Below are 21,331 nucleotides of genomic sequence, written 5' to 3'. Positions count from 1 at the left end.
ACATCGAAGTCGTGATCGGGACTGGTTCGCTCGTAGTCGCGCAATTGTTCCACCGTTATGCCGGCCTCTGCGGCGAACGCGGCGCCGTCGAGTTCAAGTGACAGGCGCCGGTTGTGGTCGCCCTTGGGCTGGCGCTGGCGGGGATCGGGTATCAGGTCCATGACAATTCTCCTCTGTGGAGAGGAAAATCAATCAGCGCCGCAAAGGTTCAATCCTTGGGCAGCATCTTTCCGGTGAGCCAGAAAAACACGGGGTAGGGCAGCCAGCGCACGGTCTTCATCAGCCACACCATGCGCCTGGGAAAGGCGATCTCGAAGCGGTCCGACTGCGTCAGGCCGTCGACGATCCGCTGGGCTGCTTCGTCGGTTTCCATCAGGAAGGGCATCGGGAAGTCGTTCTTGTCGGTCAGCTCGGATTTGACGAATCCCGGCGCAATCATTCGCACCACAATATTGCGCGGCGCCAGTTCGCTGCGCATGGTCTCCAGCAGATTGATCAGTGCGGCCTTGGTGGAGGAATAGGCGGCCGAGCGCGGCAAGCCGAAATAGCCGGCCACCGAGGCGATGACGGCAAAGTGCCCGCCGCCCTGGCGCGCCATCTGTTCGATCAGTGGATTGGCAATGCGGATCACGCCCAGATAATTGGTGTCCACCACCTTGGCGAACTTGTCATAGGCGTAGTCGCCGACATCCATGGGCTGCCAAGCGGCGGCGCCGAAGATGAACAGGTCGATCCGCCCCATATCGGCAACGATCTGCTGCACGGCGGCCTTGATGGCGGCGCCATCGGTGACGTCGAGCGGGTAGGAGCCAATGGTGGGGTGCCCCTTGGCCACTGCCGCCAGCTTGTCCTCGCGTCGGCCCGAGATTGCCACGGCCCAGCCCTGCCGGGCCAGGCGTTGGGCGACGGCCGCGCCAATGCCCGAGCCGCCACCAATGATCCAGGCTACGCCCGGTTTCATGCTCATATCCTGAACAGCGGCTGCAGGGCCCGCATCAGCCGGCCACGGAAGGTCAGCTTGGCGTCCACCGCTACCAGGCAGATGCAGTCCTCGCCCGGCTCGGCAATCGGCTGATGCTCCACATCTTCGTCATGGTCGGCAATGTCGCCCTTGGCAAACAGGCCAAAACGGTCGCGATAGGCTCCCGACAGGATCAGCGTCAGCTCCTGGCCGCCATGGCCATGTTCGGGCACCGGTCGACCGGCACCGACGCGCAGCAACATCAGCCGCGAGCGGCCGTCCTTGCCCCAGCCCAGATCGGCCGTGGCCACACCCGGACCCGTCCACTTCCAGCGCACGCCTTCGAGCCCGTTCGGCAGAAAGCGCTGCAGAGGCAGGGGCACGTCGCCGGCAACTGTGCGCTCGTCATGCGGCATCACGTCAATTCTGTCGTCATCGCCCAGCGTATCCAGCAGCCGATCGAGCGAGCCAGCGGTCAGTTCGGCCTCGGGCTCGGCGTTGAGCAGCGCGCCGCCAATCGCATTGATCTGACGCAGAGCTTCGCGGCCGCCCTCCGACATTGCCAGATGCGTGGCCACAACCGTAGCATACGGGTCTTCAAGGGTACCGGCGCTGAAGGCCAGCAGGGTGGTGATGTCGGGGTGGTGTTCAATGGTCATTGCAGATCCTCCAGCAAGGGCCGGAGCCGTCCATAAGCGAGGCGAAGTCGCGATTTCACGGTGCCCAGTGGCACGCCGAGGCTTTCGGCGATCTGGGCATGCGGCATATCGTGGATAAAACTCAGGCGCACGACTTCCTGTTGTTCGGGGGGCAGCAATTCGAGCGCGATGGTGACGCGGTCAATCACCTGGTTCTGTTCGACCAGCGTGCTTCCGCTGGGGCTGTCGCTGGCCAGTTCAAGCTTTTCGAGGTCTTCATAGGGCTTGTTCGATTGCCGCCGCAGCTGATCGATCCGCAGATTGCGGGCGATGGTGAAGATCCAGGTGCTCGCGGCGCCCCGCTGGCTGGAATACTGGCCAGCCTTGCGCCACACCGACACGAAGGTTTCCTGCACCAGATCTTCAGCCAGCGCGTCGCTGGCACCAAGCTTGAGCATCATCGATTTGATGCGCGGGCCGAAATGGTTGAACAGCGCGGCCAGGGCCGGTTTGTCACGTGATTGGGCCACCCGCAGCAACAATGCCGTGTAGTCGTTCAGCGCTGCTGGTGGCGGGGCACGCCCGATGTCTGGTTCTGTCATGCTCAAGGCATACATCGTCTGCTCCGCTCCTGTCAGCCCTTGTACGGCACGGGAGCAGCGCCAGATCACCGTGGCGTGGATCGCCAAGGCAATTGGGGTCTTTGCTGACGGTTCAGCTTGATGGTCTTGATGAGCGTGCGCGAGCATCATCACGCAAGGCAGGTCGCGGCCCTGACAATGGGTGGGATGATTTTGGTCAGCCGACAACAATCGATCGAGCGAGCGGACCGGGTTCGGGGATGAGGAAAGAAGTTTCTGGTACGCCCACGGGGAATCGAACCCCGCTCTGCACCGTGAGAGGGTGCCGTCCTAACCGATAGACGATGGGCGCAGACCCAGAAAACTTGGCTTAGTTTCCACCCTTCAACAAGAAGGAGTGGTACGCCCTAGGGGAATCGAACCCCTCTCTGCACCGTGAAAGGGTGCCGTCCTAACCGATAGACGAAGGGCGCTTAAGCACTTCCGGTCGTATAGTTGGCTCGTTTGGGTTGTGCAAGCCATAAGGACGCCCATTCAAACAATTATTTAGCAGCCCGAGAATGTGACCGGTCGGCGATAGCCGCGCGGCCGGTCGCGGACATCCACATGGATGAACTGGCGGCCGGGATAACACCCCAACCCGCCCACCGCATCGGTGCGCAGCGCAAACAGGATCATGTCCCGCTTGTCGACACCGGGAATGTAGAAATCGGCGGCCATACACCTGGTATGATAGGAATTGCTGGCGCCACCCGCCGCCGCGTTGTGATTGCCGTCGCGATAGCCCGAACTCATGATCACCTTGCGCCCGAAATGGCCTTCGAACTCCCACACCAGAAAGCGCAGCTTTGGCGACAGGCAGAAGGCATTGACGTCACGGCTGGCGACATAAGTGCCCCAGTCATTTCGCTTGTTCGCATAGCTGGCGCCGCTGGAACTGGCGAACATGGCCATGGGCACGCAGGCCGCCAGCGTCAGAACGCAAAGGGCAAGGGCGGCGATGGATCGTAGCGCAGGGTGCATGGGACTTCCGAGAAACGCAAATGTTGCTCTCGTGCAACAGGCAACGATATGTTGCTGAAGTCCCTAAAATACGATCGGTTTTGCTAACCGCAGCCTAAGCGCCACGGTTAGCAAAACGTGAATGGCTGATGGGTGGCTGGTGCCGGGTTACCATTGGCCGGTATTGGGCATCGACAACCATGGCTCCTGCGGGGGCAGATCGCCTTCCTGAATCAGCTCGATCGAAATGCCGTCCGGAGACCGCACAAACGCCATGTGCCCGTCGCGCGGCGGGCGGTTGATGACCACGCCCATATCGCTCAGGTGCTGGCACAGGCCGTAGATATCTTTGACGCGATACGCCAGATGACCGAAATTGCGCCCACCGGTATAGGTCTCGGGATCCCAGTTATAGGTCAGTTCCACCTGCCCACCCTTGTCGCCCGGCGCGCTCAGGAAAATCAGCGTAAACCGACCCTTCTCATTGTCGATACGCTTGACTTCTTCCAGGCCCAAGCCATTGCAATAAAAGCGCAAACTATCCTCGACATTGGTCACACGAACCATGGTGTGCAGGAACTGCATGGCGTTCTCCTCTTTGGTTGATCGGCGGTGTTACTGGCCTAGCAAGGGCCGCCCGGCGCCGCAAGTTGAGCGCCATACAACAATTTCCTAAGACATGCTTAACAATCACGCTTGAATCGGACAGACTGCGTCTATTGTGAAGTATCCCGCCGTGGCGGACGAGTATCGAGGGGCTGAGGGACGATGGGGGCCGATTCTGGTGGTGATGGTGACGGGTCGACCGTCTTCTCGCAGGAGACGGGTGCGCCTGAGCATGCCGAGGCATCTGCACGTTCGGCCGAATCCGGGCTCGATACCATTGAAATCTCTGGGGCGATAAAGTGGTTTGATGCCGGCAAGGGGTTCGGCTTTATCGTGCCGGACAATGGCATGCCCGATGTCCTGCTACATGTGACCTGTCTGCGCCGCGACGGCTACCAGAGTGCCCATGAGGGCGCCCGCATCGTCGTTGAAGCGCTCAACCGCCCCGGTGGCCTGCAGGCCTTCCGCATTGTTTCGATGGATGAATCCACTGCCGTCCATCCAGCCCAGATGCCCGCGCCACGCACGCATGTGGTGGTCGAAGCGACATCGGGCATGGTTCGCCTCGAGGTCAAATGGTTCAACCGAATTCGCGGCTTTGGCTTCCTGTCGGCCGGCGAGGGCACGCCCGACATTTTCGTGCATATGGAAACGCTGCGGCGCTTCGGTATTACCGAGTTGCGGCCCGGACAATTTGTGCTGGTCCGCTACGGCAATGGTCCCAAGGGCCTTATGGTCGCCGAAATCCGACCCGATGGTTGGGGCGATGCCCCGTCTTCGCACTAGGAAACCATAATATGATAGCGATTGCCTCTGGCTTTGCCCCGGCGCTGCGCCGTGCTGGCGCGTTTGTCGCCGTGCTGCTGGTGTCCGCGCCGCTCGCCGCGTGCAGCGATGAGGGCAAATTGGTGCTGCACACCGCGAGCGGCGCGCACAGTTTCAATGTCGAACTGGTCGACACGCCCGAAACCCGCGCGCAGGGCCTGATGTTCCGCCAGGAACTGGCCGCTGATGCCGGCATGCTGTTTGATTTCCAGCAGGAGCGCGAAGTCTCGTTCTGGATGCGCAATACCTTCATTCCGCTCGACATGATTTTTGTCGGCGCTGATGGTGTGGTCAAGACCATTCACGTCAATGCACGGCCGCAGGATCCGACCTCGATTCCCTCAGAAGTGCCGGTGCAGTTTGTGCTGGAAATTCCGGGTGGCCGCTCCGTTGAGCTGGGGCTCAAGCCGGGTGACACCATGGAGCATGACCGAGTGGCTGCGCCGCGCGACTAAAAGCGGTGAATGACCATGAAGTCGATGACGGCCCACAGATGCAGGCTGGCGCCACCCACCACGAACACATGCCAAAGCGCGTTCTGGAATTTCAGCTTTTCCCAGAGGTGGAAGATAATACCCAGTGAATAGGTCACGCCGCCTGCCAGCAGCAGCCACATGGTCGACGTGGGCAGGGTCTGGGCCAGGGACTGGAACACCAGAATGCCGCTCCAGCCAATGGCCAGATAGAGGGCAATGGCCAGCCTGCCAAAGTGTTCGGGAACGATCAGCTTGAGCGCCACCCCGATCAGTGAGGCGCCCCAGACGAATGTCGTCATCAACGTGCCCGTCGTGGTCCCGGCCATGACCGCCAGGAAGGGTGTGTAGGAGCCGGCGATGAACAGGAAGATGGCGGCCTGGTCAAAGCGGGCCAGCAGCATCTTGATCGGCGACACCGGCGTCACATTATAGGCCAGCGACACGCCAAGCACGGCAACCAGGCTGAAGATATAAATGAACAGGGCAGGGAGCTCGGGCGCCGCTTCGCTGATGGCAAAGGCCAGCAGGATCGATCCGGCAGCGATAGCGCCGACCAGGCCGAGAATATGCACAATGCTGTCGACGACCAGCTCGGCAGCTGAGTATGGCCGCTGTGCACGGCTCCACCACGAATATGTCGCTGCTGGTTTCGTCATGTGTAATTCTCCCTGTTCCGAACTTCGCGCAGGGAAGTGACCAGAATATTGCTGACGCCACGCCATCATGGCGCATCGTTAAGTCTGGACCAACGTATCTGGTGAACAAACAGTTGCATATCCGCCAGGCCCTTGACGAGTAACCCTGTCGTTACCTACTCAGCAGGAAAAGCTCTGGAAACGACATGCCGCCCATTGCAGTTCTTGTGGCCCTGGCCGACCCCACCCGCTGCCGCCTTGTCGAATTGCTCCGTGCCGGGCCGCAGCCCGTGCATGTGCTGGCCGCGGCGTTCAAGATCAGCCGTCCCGCCATCTCGCGGCATCTGCGTGTGCTCAAGCAGTCCGGCCTGATCAGCGAGAAAAAATTTGGTCGCGAAAACCGCTATGCGCTGCATGTGAACAGGCTGGCGCCGGTGCAGCGCTGGCTGAGTGAACTCGTTCCGTCGCCAAAGACTGGCAAGGAAGCGGCAAAGCTCAAGACGTCTGCCAGCAGGCCGGTAGCAATCGCCAGTCCTGCCCCGGAAATCTTGATGGTTGCTGCGGACCACGTTGCGCCTGTTCCGGCCAAGCCCGTCAAGCCCACCAAACCGGCTAAGCCGGCCGTTTCACAGATGGGATTCGACTTCTAGGGCGCTCAGAAAACGCTCATTCACCGGTGTTCAGGCGGTGTCCTGCGGCGGAAAGCTCAGCCGTTGCAATAGTCGCTGCGCCATCAGCAGGCCACTGCCGGCATTGCGGACAACGGTAGGCAGGGTCAACCATTCCAGGGTCCACGCCGCGCCCGAGCGCTCGTTTTCATGCACCAATGCCTGAAACAGCGTGCCCAGACTCCCCGCGCTCTGCCGGGCCAAAGTCACCAGTAATTCGGCCTCCACCGGGTTGTTCTTGTGCGCCATCGCCGATGATCCGCCACCGCCGCTAATGACGGCTTGCCCCAGTTCGCTCTGCGTCATCAGGGTGATATCGACGCCCAGCTTGCCCAGCACGCCGCTGATCCCGGCCAGTTCGGCGGCGAGGCGACACAGTGCCACGCGGTTGCCGTGCCAAGCGGGCGCGGCGCGCAGCCCCAGCAAGGCGGCCAGCCGGGTCGCAATGGCGTCCCCCTTGCCCTCAAAACTGGCGCGATTGCCCACGGGCCCACCCAATTGCACGGCCAGCGCCCGCTCGGCGGCAAATGTCAGCCCGGTGGTGCACTCCTCAATGGCACGCTGCCAGGTCGACAGTTTATCGGCCAAGGTGAATGGCAGCGCGGCTTGCATGCGGGTGTGCGCCATCAGTTTCTGGCCGCCAAATTGCACGGTCAGACCGTCCAACGTGCTGTCGACGTGGCCAAGCCGCTGCTGCAGCAGCGGCACAATCTGCGCCAGTTGCAGCATCCAGGCCGTATCGATGGCATCCTGGCTGGTCGCACCGTGATGCAGGTAGGGGCGGCTGGCCTCAGACAGCGTCTGGCGCAGCGCGCCAATCAGCGCGGGGACCACCACGCCGTCCTTAGCCAGGCCGGCACCGAGTGCGGCGGTATCAAGTTGGACCTGGCCCAGCCGTTCGCTGATCTCGTGGGCGGCGGCGCTCGGGATCAGCCCCTCGGTGGCGCTGGCGCTCGCCAGCATCGCCTCAAAGTGCACGATGGCCGCCAGATGAGCGTTATCGTCGAGCAGGTCGTCGAGTTCAGGATCGGCAAACAGCGCAGCGTTCAGAAGGCTCATCGGTCTTGCTTGTTCTTTCTTGCGTTCGCGTCAGCCTATATGCACGGCACCGCAAGCGCGATCCCTAACCGAACCACCCTCGGCGGCCATCGCTGCTCACCACTGCAGGTCTGGCGGGGATCCTGAACGGGTGCTGCCGGGACTCATAATGTCAAAAAGGTTATTTCAGTGGACCGGGCAAGGGTGTCGCAAAGCGCCGGTTGGTTCATTCTGCTGACTTGGCCACGAAATGGAAATGAGAAGCTCGCGACAAGATATAACTGATAGTATATCAATCAAGGCAGTTTCCAGAGGTGCCCATGCCGATTGCCCAACTCGATCCCCGCCTCAAATTGCGCCACTTGCGCTGCTTTCTCGAGGTCGCCCGGCTTGGTGGTGTCGCCAAGGCGGCCAGTGCCCTGAACATGAGCCAGCCCGCCGCCACCAAGACCATTCAGGAATTGGAAGCGATCCTGGGCGTGCCGCTGTTTGATCGCAGCCGGCGGACCTTGAGTCTGACCACCACGGGGGAGCTTTTTCGGCTGCATGCCGCCAATGGCATGGCTGCGCTATGGCAGGGCGTTCAGGTGGCCGCGCAGGTTTCAGCAGTCGATATGGTCCGGATCGGCGCCTTGCCCACCGTGTCCACATCGATCCTGCCGGCGGCGCTGGCCGCCTTGACCGCCGATGGCATTATCATGCCGACGCGCGTCGTTACCGGCCCCAATGCTTATCTGATAGCTTTGCTGCGTGCCGGTGAGCTTGATCTGGTGGTGGGACGCATGGCTGACCCTCACGACATTGCCGGGCTGAGCTTTGAACACCTCTATTCCGAACTGGTCTGCGCCGTGGTGCGCAAGGGCCATCCGCTTGCGGAATCCAAGGCGCCGCAGCTGTCAGCGCTGGCTGACTATCCCTGGTTGCTGCCGCCACCCGATGCCGTGATTCGCCCCACCGTGGAGCGGTACCTGCGCGCCCACAATGTGGACATTGCCGATACGGTGCTCGAAACAGTGTCGGACAGTTTTGCCCGCAACTATCTGCGCGCCACCGATGCGGTGTGGTTCATTTCGGAGGGCGTGGTGGCGCCCGATTGTCGTGATGGCCTGTTGGTTGCGCTGCCCTTTGCCATGGACGAGACGCGCGGACCGGTCGGGTTGACCACGCGGGTCGACGTCACCCTGTCGCCACCGGCGGTGGGGTTGATGAGTGCCATTCGTCACAGTGCACGGCAGGCAACCGGCGCGCCGCCGGTGGCATGAAGACGCCGCCGATAGCGGTCGGACAGCGCCAAATCGCTGCTACCTGGCGCCACAGGGGACACGCGCCTTGTGGCGTGGCTTATGGCAGGCCGGTATAATTCTCGGCCAGGCTCTGCTGGGCGGCGAGCGAGCTGGCCAGATAGTCGAATTCGGCGCGCTGAATGCGGCGACCAAAGGCGCCGGTTTCGGGGAAGGTGTGCAGCATCGAGGTCATCCACCAGCTGAAGCGCTCTGCTTTCCAAATGCGCTGCAGCACCGTGGGCGAATAGCCATCCACGCCGGCCGTTGATCGCTCAAGGAAGCGCTCGATCAGCGCTTCGGCCAGGACCTTGACGTCGCTCATCGCCAGATTGAGCCCCTTGGCCCCGGTTGGTGGGACGATATGGGCGGCGTCGCCCGCCAGGAACAAATTGCCGAAGCGCAGGGGTTCGGCCACGAAACTGCGCAGCGGCGCCACGGATTTCTCGATCGACGCTGCGGTCTTGAGCGCTGCAGCGGTGGCGGGATTGAGCCGCGCCCGCAATTCATCCCAAAAGCGGTCATCGCTCCAGTTTGCCGCTTTCTCGTCACTGGGCACCTGCACATAGTAACGGCTGCGGGTGTTGGATCGCATCGAGCACAGGGCAAAGCCGTGTTCATGGTGCGCGTAGATCAGTTCCTCGCCCACCGGTGGCTGATCCACCAGCACCCCCAGCCAGCCAAATGGATAAACCCGTTCGAAGCTGGTTACCGATTGTTCCGGCACGCTGGCACGGCAGACGCCATGGAAGCCGTCACAACCGGCAATGACATCACAATCGAGCGTGTGGGTGACTCCATCCTTGCGATAGGTGACGCGGGGTGTGGCGCCGTCGAAATCTTGGATGGCCACATCGTCGGCTTCGTAGATGGTCAGGGCACCGCTGTCCTGACGCGCCGCCATCAGATCGCGGGTGACCTCGGTCTGCCCATAGACCATGACGTGCTTGCCGATCAGCTTCTCGAAATTGATGTTGAGCATGTCGCCATCAAAGGCCAGGTCGATGCCTTTGTGGATCAGGCCCTCCTGATGCATGCGCTGGCCGACGCCTGCCGCGTCCAGCAAATCCACCGCGCCCTGTTCCAGCACGCCAGCGCGAATCCGTCCAAGGACATAATCGGCGCTTTTGCGCTCAATGATCACCGCGTCAACGCCGGCCCGCTCCAGCAATCGACCCAGCATCAGGCCGGCTGGTCCCGCGCCGATAATGGCCACCTGTGTACGCATGCTATTCTCCCCGCTCCGTGGCGCGCGATAATGGGGAACAGGGGCGCATCAACCAATGGACAGGACCGGCAAAGACTTGGATAATCCGAACATGGAAAAATCTGTTTTGCCCGTACCCGTCTATGCGCTCTATGGTGAGAAGACTGCGCTTCCTTTCGCCGATCGCCTGCATTTCGAGACCCTGGCATCGCGCTCCAGCTTGCACGATTTCCGCATCGGTCCGCATCGACACGAGCAATTGTTCCAGGTGTTGCAGCTGACCGCTGGCACCGCCATGGTGACGCTGGAGAACAGTGTTTGCACCATCGAGCCGCCGGCGGTGGTGATTGTACCGGCGCTGGCCATCCACGCCTATCGCTTTGACCATGATGTCGGCGGCACGGTGCTGACACTGTTTGAAGCCGATATCCGCGCCATGCTCGACGCCCATGCCGATACGCGTGGCAGCCTGGCCATTGCGAGCATTATTGCCGACCCCGACCCTGCCATTGCCGAGGCCATGGCAGCGTTGCTGGCCGAGGCTGGACACAAAGGCGAGGCGAGGGGGTTGGCGCTGTCGGGACGGGTCGGCACGCTGCTGGCCGAACTGGTCCGCGCCAGCCGGCAGGCCGTGGCCGCCACGCAGCCGGCACCGCACCCCGCCATGCGCCACGCGCAGGCGTTTCAGCGCCTGGTGGAACAGGAGTTTGCCCAGCAGCGCTCGCTGGCGTTTTACGCGGCGGCGCTGGGGATCACGCCCGGCCATCTCAACCGCACCGCCAACGCCGTGCTGGGGGCATCGGCCATGACGGTGGTGGAACGCCGGATCATGCATGAGGCCCGGCGCTATCTGGTATTCACCGCGCTGCCGGTCAAACAGATCGCCTACGCGCTCGGCTATACCGACCCCGCCTATTTCAGCCGCGCCTTCAGCCGTGCGGTCGGGATGCCACCGGAGCGGTTTCGCCGGCAAAATGCGGATTCAGTGAAGGCGTAGGTGAGGTGTGCCGTGATTTGCTGAAAACATCTGGCGATCCCGGCAGGACTCGAACCTGCGACCAACAGCTTAGAAGGCTGCTGCTCTATCCAGCTGAGCTACGGGACCAGAACCAGACTGGTTCCATGTAGCGGATTCTGTCGCAAAAGGAAGACCGCAGGCGCCGGCAATTACGATGCGGCTGACAGGGGCGTGGACACAGAGGGAGGCGGGGCCGTGCTGGCGCGCACGATCAGCTCGGAACTGAGCACGGTATGTTTGGGCACGCGGCTGGGTGGTTTGCCCTCGATCAGATCGATCAGGGCTTCGGCCGCCAGGCGACCGAGCGCCTCGCGCGGCTGGCGCATGGTGGTCAAGGGCGGCCAGACATGAGTTGCGACCGCCAGATCATCAAAGCCGACCACCGAAATGTCACGCGGGCATTCCAGGCCATGCCGCCGCAGCCCGGACAAGAAGCCGATGGCGACCTCGTCATTGGCGGCAAAGATGGCGCTGGGACGCTCGCGCAACGCCATGAACTGTTCGGCGGCTGCCACGCCGCGCTCCATGGTAAAGCCGCCGGCAAAGATCCATTCGGGCTGCACGGTCAGCCCACTGGCGGCCAAAGCGTTGGTGAAACCGGTTTGCCGCTCCGTTGTCAGCACATTGCCCGGCGGCCCCTGAATGTGGCCGATGCGGCGATGCCCCAGCCCGATCAGATGTCGCGTTGCCACCTCGGCCGCGTAGATATTGTCGGTCCGGACGGCGTGAAACGGGGCGTCGGGGATGGTTTCACAGGCCATGACCAGGGGGACATTGGCTGGTGCCTGGGTGAGCACCAGCAGGGGCGCCAGCGCGAGGGCGCCATCGAGCAGCAACAGCCCATCCGCCCGATTGGACAGAAAATACTCATGCAGCCGCCGACCGGATACGTCCCCGGCAATGCGGTTCACCACCAGCACGCCATAGCCGCGCAGGGCGGCCTCGCGTTCGATGGCATCGAGGATGGTGGAAAAGAACGTATTGCCGATGTCGGGCAGGGCGACCAGGATGGTTCGGGCGGTTCGCTGCCGCAGCGAGCGTGCCGCCTGGTTCAGCGTATAGCCGGTAATGCGGACGGCCTCGGCAATCCGCTCGCGGGTCGGCCCGCTGACCCGTTCAGGGCGTGACAAGGCCCGGCTCACAGTGGCTGTGGATACCTGCGCAAATTTGGCAACGTCTTGAATTGTCGGTGTTTTTTCTGCTTTTGACATACCTGGCAGCGCCCCCTCTCGCTGTCGGTAACGCAATCTGTCTAATTCGATCTTGACAGGTCTGCAAGTCGTGTATGAATGTAATGCAATCGATTGCACGATTTTGGGATACCGAAAATGCAATCGATTACATGCAGTCAGCACGGGATGTCTCACTAGAAGACGACCTTGCGGCTGACCGCTTCGCGGGGGCGCTTCGCTCCAAGTGATCGTTGGGAGGACAATCTATGAAGAAATTTGCAGTGGTAGCCGCTATGGCTACCGCGTTGATGGGCACGACCGCCGCCATGGCCGTCGATCTGGAAGTCACGCACTGGTGGACGTCGGCTGGTGAAGCGGCAGCTATTGCCGAATTCGCCAAGGCCTTCGAAGCAGAGACCGGCAATACCTGGGTGGACAGCGCGCTGGCCGGGTCGGGCACCGGTGCCAACCCCGTCATCATCAGCCGCATCATCGGCGGCGATCCAATGGGCGCCACCCAGATGAACACCGGCCGTGATGCCGAGGAACTCATCCAGGCCGGCCTGATGCGCGACCTGACCGATGTCGTCGCCGACATGGACATCGAGAGCTTCTACGTCGACGCCAGCCTGCTTGAGCCTTGCCGTTTTGAAGGCGGCCTCTACTGCCTGCCGATCAACATTCACTCGTGGGATTGGCTGTGGCTGTCCACCGCTGCCTACGAAAAGATCGGCCAGCCTGTTCCCAAGGACTGGAACGAATATGTCGCCAGCTGGCCTGCTCTGCAGGACGCCGGCGTGCTCCCCTTTGGTCTGGCGACCGGTTGGCCGATTTCCGGCGTTCCCGGCGTGCTGATGTCCGGTCTGGGCGGCAGCGACCTGGTGCTGGCCATCAATCGTGACAAGGATGCCAGCGCTGTTCGTGGGCCTGAGTTCCGCAAGGTTGCCGAAGCGCTCGACTCGCTGCGCCAGGTGATCTCGCCTGACATGATGGTGCCGTCCTTCGGTGACGTTGGTACCCAGTTGCTCGAAGGCACTGCGGCCGGCAACATCCACGGCGACTGGCTGCAGGGCGACCTGCAGGTGGCCGGCGGCGTTCCCGGTGAAAACTACGAATGTCTGCCGGCTCTCGGCCTGGGTGACCAGCTCACCGGCGGCGGCGACTCGTTCTACTTCCCCAAGCTGCCTGAAGGTACCGACCAGGCCGTCCTCGACGCTCAGGCCGATCTGGCCCGCATCCTGATCTCGCCTGAAGCCCAGCTCAACTTCAACATGGTCAAGGGCTCCATGCCGATCCGGACCGACATTGACCTGGCGGCCGCCAATCCCTGCATGCAGAAGGCTCTGGGCATGCTCGGCAATGGTCTGCTGCCATCGGGCGACTTCGCCCTGACCAGCGATACCCAGCAGCAGCTGCAGGATCTCAGCATCGAGTTCATCGATGACGACAGCATCACTGTTGACGACTACGTCGAGCGCTATGCCTCGATCATCGAGTCGGCTGAGTAAGCCTTGGGCTAGCTCGTTGGGAGCCTGCTCCCAGGACTGAAAGCGGTGGCCGACCTTGAATACAAGGTTGGCCACCCTCTCTTGGAGATACATTGATGGCGGACACAGCCCTTCCTTTGGAAGCGGGCGCCAAGGTCAACCGACCGAGCCTGCTGAAAAGAATTATCCTTCACAACCTGCCCGCCAAGATCGCTGCACTGCCCATGATGGTGACCGTGCTGGTTGTCTTCGTCGGCTGCACACTCTGGACGATCTACTACTCGTTCACCAATTCCAAGCTTCTGCCCACCGGCAAGTTTGTCGGTATCGAGCAATATGAGCGCCTGTTCGCCACCTCCCGCTGGAACGTGTCGGTCACCAATTTGATCACATACGGCGTGTTGTCACTGATCTTTACGCTGGTCGTCGGCTTTATCCTTGCGGTGCTGATCGACCAGAAAATCCGCTTCGAGAGCGCCTTTCGTACCATCATGCTCTATCCCTTCGCCCTGTCCTTCATCGTGACGGGCCTGGTGTGGCAGTGGATCATGAACCCCACCCTGGGCCTGCAAGGCACAATGCGCAATCTGGGCTGGGAGAACTTCACCTTTGACTGGATCGCCAATCCGCGCATGGTGCTGTACGCCCTGCTGATTGCCGGCTTGTGGCAAGGCACGGGCTTCTGCATGGTGCTGATGCTGGCCGGGCTGCGCGGTGTGGATGAGGAAATCTGGAAGGCTGCACGCATCGACGGCATTCCGACCTGGCGCACCTATGTCTCCATCGTCGTTCCCATGATGCGTGGCGTGATGGTCACCGCGGTGGTGATTATCGGGTCCGGCATTGTCCGGCTCTACGATCTGGTGGTGGCGCTGACCAATGGCGGCCCCGGCATCTCTTCGGAAGTGCCTGCCAAATACGTCTACAACTACATGTTTTCGGGCGGCAATATCGGCCAGGGCCTCGCCGCTGCAACGATGATGCTGCTGTCGGTGATCATTATCCTGATCCCCTGGGCTTACCTTGAATTTGGTGGAAAGGGGCGTCGCACATGAGCCAGATCTCATCCATGGCGGGCGTCACACCGGCGCCGACCGGCGCTGCTGTCGAGCCGCGCGGCCCTCGGCCAAAGCCGTTCTTCACGCCCCGCAAGATCATCATCTATTCCATTCTGGTGATGTTCTCGCTGTATTACCTGTTCCCGCTCTATGTGATGTTCACCACATCGCTGAAGACCATGCCCGAAATCCGCTTCGGCAACATCTTCTCGCTGCCGACGGCGCCGAGTTTTGATGCCTGGGTCAAGGCCTGGACCAGTGCCTGCACCGGCCTCACCTGTGAAGGCTTGGCGCCCGGCTTCTGGAACTCGGTCAAGATCACCATTCCGAGCACCATCATATCGATCTTCATCGCTGCGGTGAACGGCTACGCCCTGATCAACTGGCGCTTCAAAGGCTCGGAAATCTTCTTTGCCATCCTGATCTTCGGCTCGTTCATTCCCTATCAGGTGTTTCTTTATCCGTTGGTGATGATCACCCGTGAAATGGGCATCTTTGGCTCACTGCAGGCCGTCATTATCGTTCACACGGTTTTTGGCATGCCAATCCTGACCCTGCTGTTCCGCAATTATTTTGCATCGCTGCCCCAGGAATTGTTCAAGGCGGCACGTGTGGACGGTGCGGGCTTCTGGCGCATTTTCTTCGAGATCATGCTCCCGATGTCGCTGCCGATCTTTGTGGTGGCGCTGATCCTGCAGGTTACCGGCATCTGGAATGACTTCCTGTTTGGTGTGGTCTTTGCCGGAACGCAAAACTACCCGATGACCGTCCAGCTCAACAACATCGTCAACTCGGCCCAGGGCACGCCCGAATACAACGTGAACATGGCCGCTACCGTTCTGACTGGCCTCGTGCCGCTGGCGGTTTATTTCGTGTCTGGCAAGTGGTTCGTCCGCGGTGTTGCCGCTGGTGCGGTGAAGGGATAATTCGAATGCAAAACAGCGTTTCCATCCGCGATCTATCGCTCAACTTCGGCAGTGTGAAGGTGCTTCAGCACCTCGACCTCGACATTGCCCAGGGCGAGTTCATCGTACTGCTCGGCCCCTCGGGTTGCGGCAAGTCGACCTTGCTCAACTGCATCGCCGGGCTGCTGGACGTCTCCGACGGCCAGATTTTCATCGGCGGCAAGAACGTCACCTGGCTCGAACCGAAGGACCGCGGCATCGGCATGGTGTTCCAGTCCTATGCGCTCTATCCGCAGATGACGGTTGAGCGGAACCTCAGCTTTGGCCTGCGCGTCGCCGGCATGAAGAAGGACGAGGTCGAGCGTCGCGTCGCCCGTGCCGCAGAAATCCTGCAGATCGAGCCGCTGCTCGACCGCAAGCCTGCCAACCTCTCCGGCGGCCAACGCCAGCGCGTGGCCATTGGCCGTGCCCTGGTGCGCGACGTTGATGTGTTCCTGTTCGACGAGCCCCTTTCCAACCTCGACGCCAAGCTCCGCTCGGACTTGCGCGTGGAGATCAAGCGGCTGCATCACCGGCTCAAGAACACGATGATCTACGTGACGCATGATCAGATCGAGGCCCTGACGCTGGCCGACCGCATCGCGGTGATGAAGAATGGCGTTATCCAGCAATTGTCCGATCCGCACACGATCTACAACAAGCCGGTGAATCTCTATGTTGCCGGGTTCATTGGCTCGCCGCAGATGAACATGTTCGAGGGTACGCTGGAGGGCACCACTTTCACAACTGCCGACGGCACTGTGGTTTCGGTGGACACCTATGATTTTGCCGCGCCGTCCAACGGCCCGATACAGGCGGTGCTGGGTGTGCGGCCCGAACATATCGCGCTGGGCGAGGCCGCGGCTGCCATGCCGTTCTCGATTGACGCCGAAATCGAGATTGTCGAACCGATGGGCTCGGATACGCTGGCATGGACGAAAATTGGCAACAAGGCCGTGACCTTCCGTTGCGACAGCGATGTCGTGATCGAGACTGGTCAGATGGTGCGCATTGGCTTTGACCCCGCGCGGGGCTCGATTTTCAGTGCCGAGACCACCAATCGCCTCTGATCGGCTACTACATTATTGCGGTGGCGCCTCAGGGCGCCCCGCTTCTGCCCCGCCCCAGCCCTGGCCCAATGTTACTTTTGCGGTGATCGGCCTGACCTGCAGGCGCGACAGCATCCCGAAACCGCCCTTAGTCTGCATCGCCCATCGCGATCGCCAGCTCATTTCAACGTTACAACGAGGCCACAAATGACCGAACTGTCATTCCAGCTCTATAGCGCCCGCAACGTCCCTTCGCTCGAGGACTTCCTCGCAACGCTTGGTTCGCTCGGCTACACTCAGGTCGAAGGTTATGGCGGACTGTATGCCGATCCCGCGGCACTGGCCGCCAGTCTCAAGAAGAATGGCCTGACCATGCCCACCGGCCATTTCGGCCCCGCTCAGGTCGCCGATGTTGCGACCACGCTGAAGACCGCCGAGACCCTTGGCATCAAGCGCATCTATTGCCCCCATATCGGCCCGGAAGGCCGCAGCGCCGATGAGTCAAAATGGCTTGAGCTGGCCGAGATGCTGGCTGGCGCGGCGGAAACCTATAGCAAGGAAGGCTACGGCTTCGGCTGGCACAACCATGATTTTGAGTTTGTGCCCACCACCTCTGGCCGCACGCCGATGGAAATCCTGCTGGAAACCGCACCCAAGATCGAGTGGGAAGCCGATGTCGCCTGGATTGTCCGTGGCAAGGCCGACCCGATTGCCTGGTTCGACAAATATGGCGACCGCATCACCGCGGTGCACGTCAAGGATATCGCCCCTGCGGGCGAGTGTCTCGATGAGGACGGTTGGGCCGATGTGGGTCAAGGCGTCCTGAACTGGGACGAACTGATCACCAAGGTGACCAGCAAGACCAAGGCGCAGTATTTCGTCGCTGAACATGACAAGCCTTCCGATGCGGTGCGCTTTGCCACGCGCTCGATCGCTGCCGCCAAGAAGTGGAAATAAGCATGGCCAAGACTTATGGCGTCGGCATCATGGGTGCCGGCAACATCTCCGCTGCGTATTTGCGCCTGGCGCCGCTGTTCAAGGGGCTCGAGGTGCGTGCCGTAGCCGACATCATTCCCGCAGCCGCGCAGAAGCGGGCCGAGGAATTTGGCGTCGTCGCCCAGACACCCGACGCGTTGCTCAAGAACAGCGAACTTGATGTGATCGTCAACCTGACGATCCCCTCGACGCATTATTCAGTGTCGATGGATATCGTCTCGGCGGGCAAGCACGCCTATTCGGAAAAGCCGTTTGTGCTCTCACTCGAAGAGGGCACGGCGCTCAAGAAGGCCGCGGCCGAGCGCAATCTGAAGGTGGGCAGTGCACCGGACACTTTCCTGGGCGGTGCCCACCAGCAGGCCCGGCAGATCATTGACAGCGGCCAGCTCGGCAAGATCATGAGCGGTACCACCCATGTGATGAGTCGCGGCATGGAGCATTGGCATCCCAACCCGGATTTCTTTTTCCAGGTAGGGGCCGGGCCGATACTCGATCTTGGGCCATACTACGTCACCGAACTGATCCACCTGTTGGGGCCGGTCCGGCGCCTGTCGGCCTTCACTAACATGGCCCGCACTGAGCGCGAAGTGACGGCCGAAGGACCTTACAAGGGCAGCTTTGTTAAGGTTGGCACCCCCACCACCATTCACGGTGTGCTGGAGTTTGTCTCGGGCGCCATCGTCACCATCGGCGCCAGCTGGGACGTGGCAGCGCATGGCCACCACAATATCGAGCTCTACGGCACGGACGGTTCGATCTTCGTGCCGGATCCAAACTTCTTCGGTGGCGAAATCACCACCGCCGATATCGCGGGTGAGCGCAGCACGGTCACCCCGTGGGATCATCCGTTTGGCGTTGCCAACCAGGATCTCGACAAGCCAACGCCGCGCGCCAACTACCGCACTGCCGGTCTGGCTGACATGATGGCCTCGATCGACGGCGGTTACGCCGCGCGCTGCGGTCTTGATGTGGCGCTGCATGCCGTAGACGTGATGACCAGCCTGCTCAAGGCCGGCGAAAGCGGGCAAGTGCTGACTCTCAGCACTACCTGTGAACGCCCAATGGCACTGAGTCCGGCAGATGCCCAGGCCTTGCTGAAATAGTGAGGGACGTGCCTCATTGACAGGCCTACGGGCCTGTCGAACAATATGTCCAGTAGACCTCATGGTGAGCTTGCCGAACCACGAGGTCGTGCATGAGATTGTGCCACGACCTCGCCCTTTGACGCGCTCAGGGTGAGGTCTACTGTTGAATCGGCAACGACAAGGCACCGCCATCGGGCAGGGCCGCATTTGAGGAGACAATCATGCGCACCATCAAGGGTCCCGCAATCTTTCTGGCGCAGTTCGCCGGCGACGCCGCCCCGTTCAATTCCTTCGATGCCATCTGCGGCTGGGCCGCCGGCCACGGCTATGAAGGTGTGCAGATTCCCACCTGGGTGGGCAGCCTGATTGATCTTGAAAAGGCCGCCACGTCCAAGACCTATTGCGATGAACTGGCCGGCACCGCCGCCGGGCATGGTCTGGCCATCACCGAGCTGTCGACGCATTTGCAGGGCCAGCTCGTTGCAGCTCATCCGGTCTATGACACCATGCTGGATGGTTTCGCCCCGGCCTCGGTGCATAACAATCCGCAGGCGCGTCAGGAATGGGCCGTGCAGCAGCTCCATTGGGCCGCCAAGGCATCACAAAATCTCGGCCTGACCGAACACGCAACCTTTTCGGGCGCGCTCGCCTGGCCGTTCCTCTATCCGTTTCCGCAGCGTCCCGCCGGTCTGGTCGAGGAAGCCTTTGATGAACTGGCCCGTCGCTGGACCCCGATCCTCAACGCGTTTGACGAGAATGGCGTGGATGTCGGCTTCGAATTGCATCCCGGCGAAGACCTGTTCGACGGCGTGACTTTCGAGATGTTCCTTGAGCGGGTCAACAATCACCCGCGGGCCAACATCCTCTACGATCCCAGCCACATGGTGCTGCAGCAGCTCGATTATCTCGATTTCATCGATATCTACCACGAGCGCATCAAGCTTTTCCACGTCAAGGATGCCGAGTTCAACCCGAGCGGGCGTCAGGGCGTCTATTCGGGCTATCAGAGCTGGATCAACCGGGCAGGGCGCTTCCGCTCCCTGGGCGATGGCCAGGTCGATTTCGCCTCGATCTTCTCCAAGATGGCGCAGTATGATTTCGCGGGCTGGGCCGTGCTGGAATGGGAATGTGCCATCAAGCACCCCGAAGACGGCGCGCGCGAAGGCGCCGAATTCATCAAGCACCACATCATCCACGTGACCGAGCACGCCTTTGACGATTTTGCGTCCTCGGGGACGGATCTGGCCGCCAATCGCAAAATCCTCGGTCTGAGCTAGGGAGCACGACAATGGCTGAAAACGGCGCAAAGCGCATTCGTCTGGGCATGGTTGGTGGCGGCACTGGCGCCTTTATCGGCTACGTGCACCGCGTCGCCGCCCGCATCGACGGCGACTATGATCTGGTGGCCGGCGCGCTGTCGTCGCGGCCCGACGTCGCCTTGGAGTCCGGGCGCAATATCGGCCTGGCCGACGACCGCATCTACACCTCCTATGAAGAGATGGCCAAGGCCGAAGCGGCCCGTCCCGACGGGATTGAGGCCGTCTCGATCGTCACGCCCAACCACATGCATTATGGTCCAGCCAAGGCGTTTCTCGAGGCGGGCATTCATGTCATCTGCGACAAGCCGATCACCAGCACGCTGGAAGATGCCCGCAAGCTTGCCGCCATCAAACCCAAGAATGGCGCAAGATTTCTGCTGACCCACAATTATACCGGCTTTCCGCTGATCCGGCAGGCCCGGGAACTGGTGGCCTCGGGGGCGCTGGGCAAGATTCGCGTCATCCAGGTGGAGTATCCGCAGGACTGGCTGACCGAGCCCACCACCGACGACAACAAGCAGGCTTCCTGGCGTACCGATCCGGCGCGCTCGGGGGCAGGCGGCGCCATTGGCGATATCGGCACCCACGCCTACAACCTGGCGCGCTTTGTCAGCGATCTGAAGACTGACTCCGTCTCTGCCGATCTCACCAGCTTCGTGGAGGGGCGCCAGCTCGATGACAATGTCCACATCATGCTGCGCTTCGAGGGCGGTGCCAAAGGCATGCTCTGGGCCAGCCAGGTGGCTGTTGGCTGCGAAAACGGCCTGCAACTGCGCGTCTATGGCGACAAGGGTGGCATTGAATGGCGCCAGGACAACCCGAATTACATGTGGTTTACCGAGTTCGGCAAGCCACGGCAGCTGCTGACCCGGGGCGGCGCCATTTCGGGCGATGCCGCCTCCACCATGAATGTGCGCATTCCCGCCGGCCACCCCGAAGGGTATCTGGAGGCATTTGCCACGCTCTACAGTCAGTTTGCGGCCGTTATCCGGGGCGAGGGCGCCGCCTATGAAGGCCTGCTGCCGACGCTGGCAGACGGCGTGGAGGGCATGGAGTTCATCATGGCCTCGGTGCAGTCGAGCCAGAATGACGGCAAGTGGACCAAACTCAGCGCGGTTTAAGCACCCGCAGCGACATTGTCATGAAGGTCACCCCGATCCCTGGTCGGGGTGACGTCATCGAAACTACGGGCAGCGAACACAAATCTGTCCATTGGGGGAGACGCGGACCCCTATAGGTGACCGGCGAGCCTGCTGCTACGTATCGCCAGCAATCTGGACAGCAAA

Annotated in this window: 22 protein-coding genes and 3 tRNA genes; 13 read left to right on the top strand and 12 right to left on the bottom strand. The window is 61.5% G+C overall.

Going from position 1 to position 21,331, the window contains the following annotated elements:
- Window positions 1-208: 208 nt before the first annotated feature.
- The 7 genes from ABFY71_RS00915 to ABFY71_RS00885 form a co-directional block, all read right to left on the bottom strand.
- Window positions 209-961 (bottom strand): SDR family NAD(P)-dependent oxidoreductase, encoded by a 753-nt coding sequence (locus ABFY71_RS00915; RefSeq protein ID WP_347944281.1) that lies wholly within the window; start codon window positions 959-961, stop codon window positions 209-211.
- Between the two features lie 2 nt (window positions 962-963).
- Window positions 964-1,620 carry a ChrR family anti-sigma-E factor gene (locus ABFY71_RS00910; RefSeq protein ID WP_347944280.1) on the bottom strand — a complete coding sequence of 219 codons (657 nt, stop codon included), beginning with the start codon at window positions 1,618-1,620 and terminating at the stop codon, window positions 964-966.
- A complete protein-coding gene (locus ABFY71_RS00905) occupies window positions 1,617-2,201 on the bottom strand; it encodes a sigma-70 family RNA polymerase sigma factor (RefSeq protein ID WP_305579533.1) in 585 nt (194 codons plus the stop codon). The genes ABFY71_RS00910 and ABFY71_RS00905 overlap by 4 nt, the downstream gene beginning before the upstream one ends.
- 256 nt (window positions 2,202-2,457) lie before the next feature.
- Window positions 2,458-2,532: transfer RNA gene (locus tag ABFY71_RS00900), tRNA-Glu, on the bottom strand.
- Window positions 2,533-2,578: 46 nt separating this feature from the next.
- A tRNA-Glu gene (locus ABFY71_RS00895) sits at window positions 2,579-2,653 on the bottom strand.
- Window positions 2,654-2,726: 73 nt separating this feature from the next.
- The gene (locus tag ABFY71_RS00890; RefSeq protein ID WP_305579529.1) at window positions 2,727-3,203 is read right to left on the bottom strand and encodes a YcbK family protein; all 477 of its coding nucleotides are present in this window, start codon (window positions 3,201-3,203) and stop codon (window positions 2,727-2,729) included.
- Between the two features lie 147 nt (window positions 3,204-3,350).
- Window positions 3,351-3,767, bottom strand: coding sequence for a VOC family protein (locus ABFY71_RS00885; protein WP_347944278.1), 417 nt, complete (start codon window positions 3,765-3,767; stop codon window positions 3,351-3,353).
- 183 nt (window positions 3,768-3,950) lie between these two features.
- Between ABFY71_RS00885 and ABFY71_RS00880 the strand changes: the two genes are divergently transcribed.
- Together ABFY71_RS00880 and ABFY71_RS00875 are read left to right on the top strand one after the other, a co-directional pair.
- Entirely contained in the window at window positions 3,951-4,574 is a 624-nt protein-coding gene (locus tag ABFY71_RS00880; RefSeq protein ID WP_347944277.1) for a cold-shock protein, read from the top strand.
- 11 nt (window positions 4,575-4,585) lie between these two features.
- A complete protein-coding gene (locus ABFY71_RS00875) occupies window positions 4,586-5,068 on the top strand; it encodes a DUF192 domain-containing protein (RefSeq protein WP_347944276.1) in 483 nt (160 codons plus the stop codon).
- Here the strand turns inward: ABFY71_RS00875 and trhA are convergent.
- Entirely contained in the window at window positions 5,065-5,745 is a 681-nt protein-coding gene (gene trhA, locus ABFY71_RS00870; RefSeq protein ID WP_305583148.1) for a PAQR family membrane homeostasis protein TrhA, read from the bottom strand. The two genes, ABFY71_RS00875 and trhA, sit on opposite strands and share 4 nt — an antisense overlap.
- A gap of 185 nt (window positions 5,746-5,930) precedes the next feature.
- Between trhA and ABFY71_RS00865 the strand changes: the two genes are divergently transcribed.
- Entirely contained in the window at window positions 5,931-6,374 is a 444-nt protein-coding gene (locus tag ABFY71_RS00865) for an ArsR/SmtB family transcription factor (protein ID WP_347944275.1), read from the top strand.
- A 30-nt stretch (window positions 6,375-6,404) separates the two neighbouring features.
- On the opposite strand, the gene ABFY71_RS00860 is transcribed toward ABFY71_RS00865, so the two are convergent.
- Entirely contained in the window at window positions 6,405-7,451 is a 1,047-nt protein-coding gene (locus ABFY71_RS00860; RefSeq protein ID WP_347944274.1) for a 3-carboxy-cis,cis-muconate cycloisomerase, read from the bottom strand.
- Between the two features lie 299 nt (window positions 7,452-7,750).
- On the opposite strand from ABFY71_RS00860, the gene pcaQ reads away from it, so the two are divergent.
- Window positions 7,751-8,692 carry a pca operon transcription factor PcaQ gene (gene pcaQ, locus ABFY71_RS00855; RefSeq protein WP_347944273.1) on the top strand — a complete coding sequence of 314 codons (942 nt, stop codon included), beginning with the start codon at window positions 7,751-7,753 and terminating at the stop codon, window positions 8,690-8,692.
- Between the two features lie 79 nt (window positions 8,693-8,771).
- On the opposite strand, the gene pobA is transcribed toward pcaQ, so the two are convergent.
- Window positions 8,772-9,938 carry a 4-hydroxybenzoate 3-monooxygenase gene (gene pobA, locus ABFY71_RS00850; protein ID WP_347944272.1) on the bottom strand — a complete coding sequence of 389 codons (1,167 nt, stop codon included), beginning with the start codon at window positions 9,936-9,938 and terminating at the stop codon, window positions 8,772-8,774.
- Window positions 9,939-10,029: 91 nt separating this feature from the next.
- On the opposite strand from pobA, the gene ABFY71_RS00845 reads away from it, so the two are divergent.
- The gene (locus ABFY71_RS00845) at window positions 10,030-10,914 is read left to right on the top strand and encodes a helix-turn-helix domain-containing protein (protein ID WP_347944271.1); all 885 of its coding nucleotides are present in this window, start codon (window positions 10,030-10,032) and stop codon (window positions 10,912-10,914) included.
- 31 nt (window positions 10,915-10,945) lie between these two features.
- Here the strand turns inward: ABFY71_RS00845 and ABFY71_RS00840 are convergent.
- Window positions 10,946-11,022 (bottom strand) — tRNA-Arg (locus ABFY71_RS00840).
- 62 nt (window positions 11,023-11,084) lie between these two features.
- On the bottom strand, window positions 11,085-12,146 hold the full coding sequence (locus ABFY71_RS00835) for a LacI family DNA-binding transcriptional regulator (protein ID WP_347944270.1): 1,062 nt from the start codon (window positions 12,144-12,146) through the stop codon (window positions 11,085-11,087).
- A 227-nt stretch (window positions 12,147-12,373) separates the two neighbouring features.
- Here ABFY71_RS00835 and ABFY71_RS00830 point away from each other — a divergent pair, with 227 nt between their 5' ends.
- The 8 genes from ABFY71_RS00830 to ABFY71_RS00795 all read left to right on the top strand — a co-directional run bounded on the left by ABFY71_RS00830 (window position 12,374) and on the right by ABFY71_RS00795 (window position 21,166).
- The gene (locus ABFY71_RS00830) at window positions 12,374-13,615 is read left to right on the top strand and encodes an ABC transporter substrate-binding protein (protein WP_305583134.1); all 1,242 of its coding nucleotides are present in this window, start codon (window positions 12,374-12,376) and stop codon (window positions 13,613-13,615) included.
- A gap of 95 nt (window positions 13,616-13,710) precedes the next feature.
- Window positions 13,711-14,649 (top strand): carbohydrate ABC transporter permease, encoded by a 939-nt coding sequence (locus ABFY71_RS00825; protein WP_371136253.1) that lies wholly within the window; start codon window positions 13,711-13,713, stop codon window positions 14,647-14,649.
- On the top strand, window positions 14,646-15,578 hold the full coding sequence (locus tag ABFY71_RS00820; protein ID WP_347944269.1) for a carbohydrate ABC transporter permease: 933 nt from the start codon (window positions 14,646-14,648) through the stop codon (window positions 15,576-15,578). Before ABFY71_RS00825 ends, ABFY71_RS00820 begins: the two co-directional genes overlap by 4 nt.
- 5 nt (window positions 15,579-15,583) lie before the next feature.
- Entirely contained in the window at window positions 15,584-16,666 is a 1,083-nt protein-coding gene (locus ABFY71_RS00815) for an ABC transporter ATP-binding protein (protein ID WP_305583130.1), read from the top strand.
- 186 nt (window positions 16,667-16,852) lie between these two features.
- Window positions 16,853-17,602: a sugar phosphate isomerase/epimerase family protein gene (locus ABFY71_RS00810; RefSeq protein ID WP_305583128.1), complete on the top strand. Its 750-nt coding sequence runs from the start codon at window positions 16,853-16,855 to the stop codon at window positions 17,600-17,602.
- A gap of 2 nt (window positions 17,603-17,604) precedes the next feature.
- Entirely contained in the window at window positions 17,605-18,744 is a 1,140-nt protein-coding gene (locus ABFY71_RS00805; protein ID WP_347944267.1) for a Gfo/Idh/MocA family protein, read from the top strand.
- 203 nt (window positions 18,745-18,947) lie between these two features.
- On the top strand, window positions 18,948-20,003 hold the full coding sequence (locus tag ABFY71_RS00800) for a sugar phosphate isomerase/epimerase family protein (protein WP_347944265.1): 1,056 nt from the start codon (window positions 18,948-18,950) through the stop codon (window positions 20,001-20,003).
- An 11-nt stretch (window positions 20,004-20,014) separates the two neighbouring features.
- Window positions 20,015-21,166, top strand: a complete 1,152-nt coding sequence (locus tag ABFY71_RS00795) for a Gfo/Idh/MocA family protein (RefSeq protein ID WP_347944264.1) — start codon at window positions 20,015-20,017, stop codon at window positions 21,164-21,166.
- The last annotated feature ends 165 nt before the right edge of the window (window positions 21,167-21,331 follow it).

The sequence above is a fragment of the Devosia alba genome, from assembly GCF_039938915.1.
GTDB classification, from domain to species: domain Bacteria; phylum Pseudomonadota; class Alphaproteobacteria; order Rhizobiales; family Devosiaceae; genus Devosia; species Devosia alba.
The sequence above is the reverse complement of the archived record's forward strand: the minus strand, read 5'-3'. Positions and strand labels throughout refer to the sequence as shown.